The 4,201-nt window shown below is 73.6% G+C and carries 4 protein-coding genes; 3 read left to right on the top strand and 1 reads right to left on the bottom strand.

Going from position 1 to position 4,201, the window contains the following annotated elements; genetic code table 11:
• From A612_RS09095 to A612_RS09085, 3 genes are all read left to right on the top strand, one after another.
• Positions 1-655: methyl-accepting chemotaxis protein (locus A612_RS09095; RefSeq protein WP_019374184.1), on the top strand; the 655-nt coding region annotated here is incomplete at its 5' end.
• 79 nt (positions 656-734) lie between these two features.
• Positions 735-2,195 (top strand): M20 family metallopeptidase, encoded by a 1,461-nt coding sequence (locus A612_RS09090; protein WP_019374183.1) that lies wholly within the window; start codon positions 735-737, stop codon positions 2,193-2,195.
• Complete coding sequence (locus A612_RS09085; RefSeq protein WP_019374182.1) at positions 2,192-3,025, top strand: alpha/beta hydrolase; 834 nt, start codon at positions 2,192-2,194, stop codon at positions 3,023-3,025. The genes A612_RS09090 and A612_RS09085 overlap by 4 nt, the downstream gene beginning before the upstream one ends.
• Positions 3,026-3,051: 26 nt before the next feature.
• On the opposite strand, the gene A612_RS09080 is transcribed toward A612_RS09085, so the two are convergent.
• The coding region (locus A612_RS09080) for a diguanylate cyclase (protein WP_019374181.1) at positions 3,052-4,201 on the bottom strand (1,150 nt) is incomplete at its 5' end.

The raw sequence follows: 4,201 nt of genomic DNA, 5'->3' as shown, positions 1-4,201 counted from the left end.
GGCCCGCGGCGGCCAGGCGGTGGGCGAGGTGGTGGCGACCATGGCGGCGATCGACGAGAGCGCGCGGCGCATCGCCGACATCCTGCAGGTCATCGATTCCATCGCCTTCCAGACCAACATCCTGGCGCTGAACGCGGCCGTGGAGGCGGCGCGCGCCGGCGAGCAGGGGCGCGGCTTTGCCGTGGTGGCGGGCGAGGTGCGGACCCTCGCGGGGCGCTCGGGCGAGGCGGCGCGCGAGATCCGCCAGCTGATCCAGAACTCCGTGGAGAAGGTCTCCTCGGGCACGCGGCTGGTGCAGAACGCCGGCAGCACCATGGACGAGATCGTCGCCAGCGTGCAGCGCGTGGGCGACATCATCGGCGAGATCACGGCCGCGGCGGCCGAGCAGGCCTCGGGCATCGGCCAGGTCAACCAGGCGGTCGGCCAGCTCGACCAGATGACGCAGCAGAACGCCGCGCTGGTCGAGGAATCGGCGGCTGCGGCGCTGAGCCTGCGCGAGCAGGCGGCCCGGCTGGCGGCAGCGGTGCAGGTATTCCGACTCGAGTCCGAAGCGGGGCCGGCCACCGGGAACCCGGCGCTGGCGGCCATGTCCACGCCTGCGGCGTCCCGGGTGGCGCTGCAGCCGGCGGCCACGCTGTCGCTGCAGTCGGGTTGAGTTGCCAGCCCGGCCGCCAGGGTTGGGCCATCTGGCGTATGCTGGGTCGTTTCCATCCCCGCTGCCGGAGGAATCCGCCATGAACGCCCCCCTGCCCGCCGCCGCCCTCGATCCCATCCAGGCCCTGGAGCGCGTCTCGCGCACCTGGGACGAGAGCATCCTGCACGAGCTGACCGACTACATCCGCATTCCCGCCAAGTCACCCGCCTTCGCCGCCGACTGGCAGGCGCAGGGCCACCTGGAGGCGGTGCTGAGGAATGCCGCGACCTGGATCGAGGCGCAGAAGGTGCCGGGGTTGCGGCTGGAGATCGTGCGCCTGCCCGGGCGCACGCCGGTGCTGCTGTTCGAGATTGCCGCCACGCGCGCGGCCGGCGGCCAGACCGTGCTGATGTACGGCCACCTGGACAAGCAGCCCGAATTCGACGGCTGGCGCTCGGACCTCGGGCCCTGGAGCCCGAAGTACGAGGACGGCAAGCTCTATGGCCGCGGCGGCGCGGACGACGGCTACGCTGCGTACGCCAGCATCGCCGCGGTGCAGGAACTCAAGCGCCAGGGCGTGGCGCACCCGCGCATCGTCGGCCTGATCGAGACTTGCGAGGAAAGCGGCTCGGCCGACCTGCCGGCCTACCTCGATGCGCTGAAGGAGCGGCTGGGCGAGGTCGCGCTGGTCATCTGCCTGGACTCGGGCGCCGGCAACTACGACCAGCTGTGGCTCACCACCAGCCTGCGCGGCATGGCCAGCGGCACTTTGCGGGTGGAGATCCTGACCGAGGGCGTGCATTCGGGCGATGCCTCGGGTCTGGTGCCGTCGTCGTTTCGCATCATGCGCCAGGTGCTTGACCGGCTGGAGGATTCCGCCACCGGGCGGTTGCTGCCGGCGAGCTTCCACTGCGAGGTGCCGGCCGACCGCCTGGCCCAGGCGCGCGCCACCGCCGCCATCCTGGGCGAGGAGGTGTACAAGCGCTTTCCCTGGGCGCATGCGGACTGCGGGGGTTCGAGCGCCTTTGCGCTGCCCACCACCACCGATCCGACGCAGGCGCTGCTCAAGCGCACCTGGGAGCCGACGCTGTCGGTGACCGGCGCCGAGGGCTTTCCGGCGCTGCAGGACGCGGGCAACGTGCTGCGCCCCTACACGGCCTTCAAGCTCAGCCTGCGCCTGCCGCCGCTGGTGGATGCGGCCGCCTGCGTGCAGGAGATGAAGGCGCTGCTGGAGGATAACGCCCCCTACCAGGCGCGCGTGACCTTCGAGGGCGCCGGCGCCGCCAGCGGCTGGAACGCGCCGGACATCGCCCCCTGGTTCGGCTCGGCCCTGGACGCTGCCAGCCAGGCGCATTTCGGCGCCCCCTGCGGCTTCATCGGCCAGGGCGGCACCATCCCGCTGATGAACATGCTGAGCACGGGCTTCCCGAAGGCGCAGATGATGGTCTGCGGCGTGCTCGGCCCCAAGAGCAACGCCCATGGGCCGAACGAGTTCCTGCACGTGCCCTACGCCAAGCGGCTGACGGCGGCGGTGGCGCAGGTGATCGCCGCCATGCCATGAGCTGCGGCGCCGCTTCGGTGAGGGCGCTGGCGCTGCACCACTGGCCGCTTCCGCGTCCGCGGCGGCGCGCCACCGTCCTGCTGGTGCACGGCCTGGGCGAGCACATGGGGCGCTACGACCGGCTGGCGCGGCGCCTCAACCGCTGGGGGCTGGGCGTGCACGGCCATGACCACCATGGGCATGGCGGCTCGGAAGGGGCGCGCGGCGCCCTGCCGGCGCCGGACCGGCTGGTGGACGACCTCGCGCAGGTGCTCGATGCGGTGCGCGCCCGCATGGAGCCGGGCGAGCCGCTGGTGCTGCTCGGGCACAGCATGGGCGGGCTGGTGGCGGCGGCGCTGGTGGCCCGCGGCCTGCGCCCGGTGGATCTGCTGGTGCTGTCCTCGCCGGCGCTGGCGGCGCGCCTGAACCCATTGCAGCGGCTGCTGCTGGCGACGCTGCCGCGCGTGCTGCCCGAGCTGCGCGTGGGCAACGGGCTGGATGCGCGCCATCTCTCGCACGACGCAGCGCTCGTCGCCGCCTACCGCGCCGACCCGCTGTGCCACGACCGCATCAGTGCGCGGCTGGCGCGCTTCATCGCCACCGAAGGCCCGGCCGTCGTGGCACACGCGCCGCAGTGGCGGGTGCCGACGCTGCTGCTGTGGGGCGGCGACGACCGGATCGTCGATCCCGCCGGCTGCCGCGCCTTTGCCGAAGCGGCGCCGCCGCACCTGGTGGCGGCGCGGGGCTTTGCCGGGCTGTACCACGAGATCTTCAACGAGGACGAGGAACGCGCCGAGCCGGTCTTTGCGCTGCTGCACGGCTGGCTGGATGCGCGCCTGCCCGAGGGTTGAGGGGAGGAGCCCCGGCCGCGCCGCCCTCAAGGCGCCGGGGCATCGCCGGGCGCCCAGATGACGCGGTTGCGCCCCAGCCGCTTGGCGTCGTAGAGGGCCGCATCGGCGCGCTGCAGCACGCCCTCGACCGGTTCGCCGGGGCGCCAGTGCGCCACGCCGATCGACACCGTGAGGCGCAGCGTCGTCCCGTCCGCCATGGGCAGGGTCATGTCCGCGACGGCCTGGCGCACGCGCTCCAGCAGCGGCTCGCCCTCGGCAGGCGCAGTGTCCGCGGCGAGCAACACGAACTCCTCACCGCCCCAGCGCGCCAGCAGGTCGCCGGCGCGCACGCAGCCGCGCACCGCCCGCGCGAAGGCCCGCAGCGCCGCGTCGCCGGCGCCATGGCCGTGGGCGTCGTTGACCGCCTTGAAATGGTCCAGGTCCAGCTGCGCCACCAGCGCCGGCCGGCCGCCGCGCTGCGCGCGCCAGGCCTGCAGCTGCAGCGCCTCCATCATCGAGCGCCGGTTGGGCAGCCCGGTCAGCTCGTCGCGCGTGGCCAGCTCGCGCACCTGCTCCATGGCGCGCGCCAGCTCGACCTTCTGGGCGCGCAGCTTCTCGCGCGTGGCCTGGGTGCGCATGTTCAGGACGGTCGCACTGAGCAGCACCAATGCGGCCATCAGCACGTAGGCCGCCGCCAGGGGCAGCGGCATGAGTTCGGGCGATTGCCAGCGCGCGACGCCGATGGCCGCGGCAAACAGCGCCAGGCCATAGGCCAGCACGGCGAGCATCTGGCCGCGGCTCAGGCCGAAGGTGCCGAACATGAGGATGATCGCCAGCACCGGCATCACGATCCCGCGCGCGGCGCCGGCGAGCACGAAAGCGGTGGCGGCGAAGGTCATGGCCGAGCCCACTTGCGCCAGGGTGAGCGAGGGATCGCGCCAGCGCTGGCTCCAGCCGCTGCGGATCAGCGCATAGACGATCACCAGCCCGAGCGTGCAGCCCGCCGCCCACCAGTGCACCGGCCCCGCCGGCGCCAGCCCGGCGGCGACCCCCAGGTACATGGCGCCGATGCAGCACAGCATGAGCAGCGCCGCGAAGCTGGACATGCCCAAGCGTTGGCGCTGGCGCGGCTCGGTGCCGAGCAGCAGGTCGCCCAGTCGGGCGAGGGCGCCCCGCCGCCCGGCGGGGGCGGCAGCC

This window comes from Melaminivora alkalimesophila (assembly GCF_000282995.1).
Lineage (GTDB): Bacteria > Pseudomonadota > Gammaproteobacteria > Burkholderiales > Burkholderiaceae_C > Melaminivora > Melaminivora alkalimesophila.
This window is presented reverse-complemented; position numbering and strand designations above follow the sequence as displayed.

Coding starts and splice junctions, on each gene's coding strand:
- A612_RS09090 (WP_019374183.1), top strand. CDS start 735: ATGAACGCCCCCCTGCCCGCCGCCGCCCTCGATCCCATCCAGGCCCTG.
- A612_RS09085 (WP_019374182.1), top strand. CDS start 2,192: ATGAGCTGCGGCGCCGCTTCGGTGAGGGCGCTGGCGCTGCACCACTGG.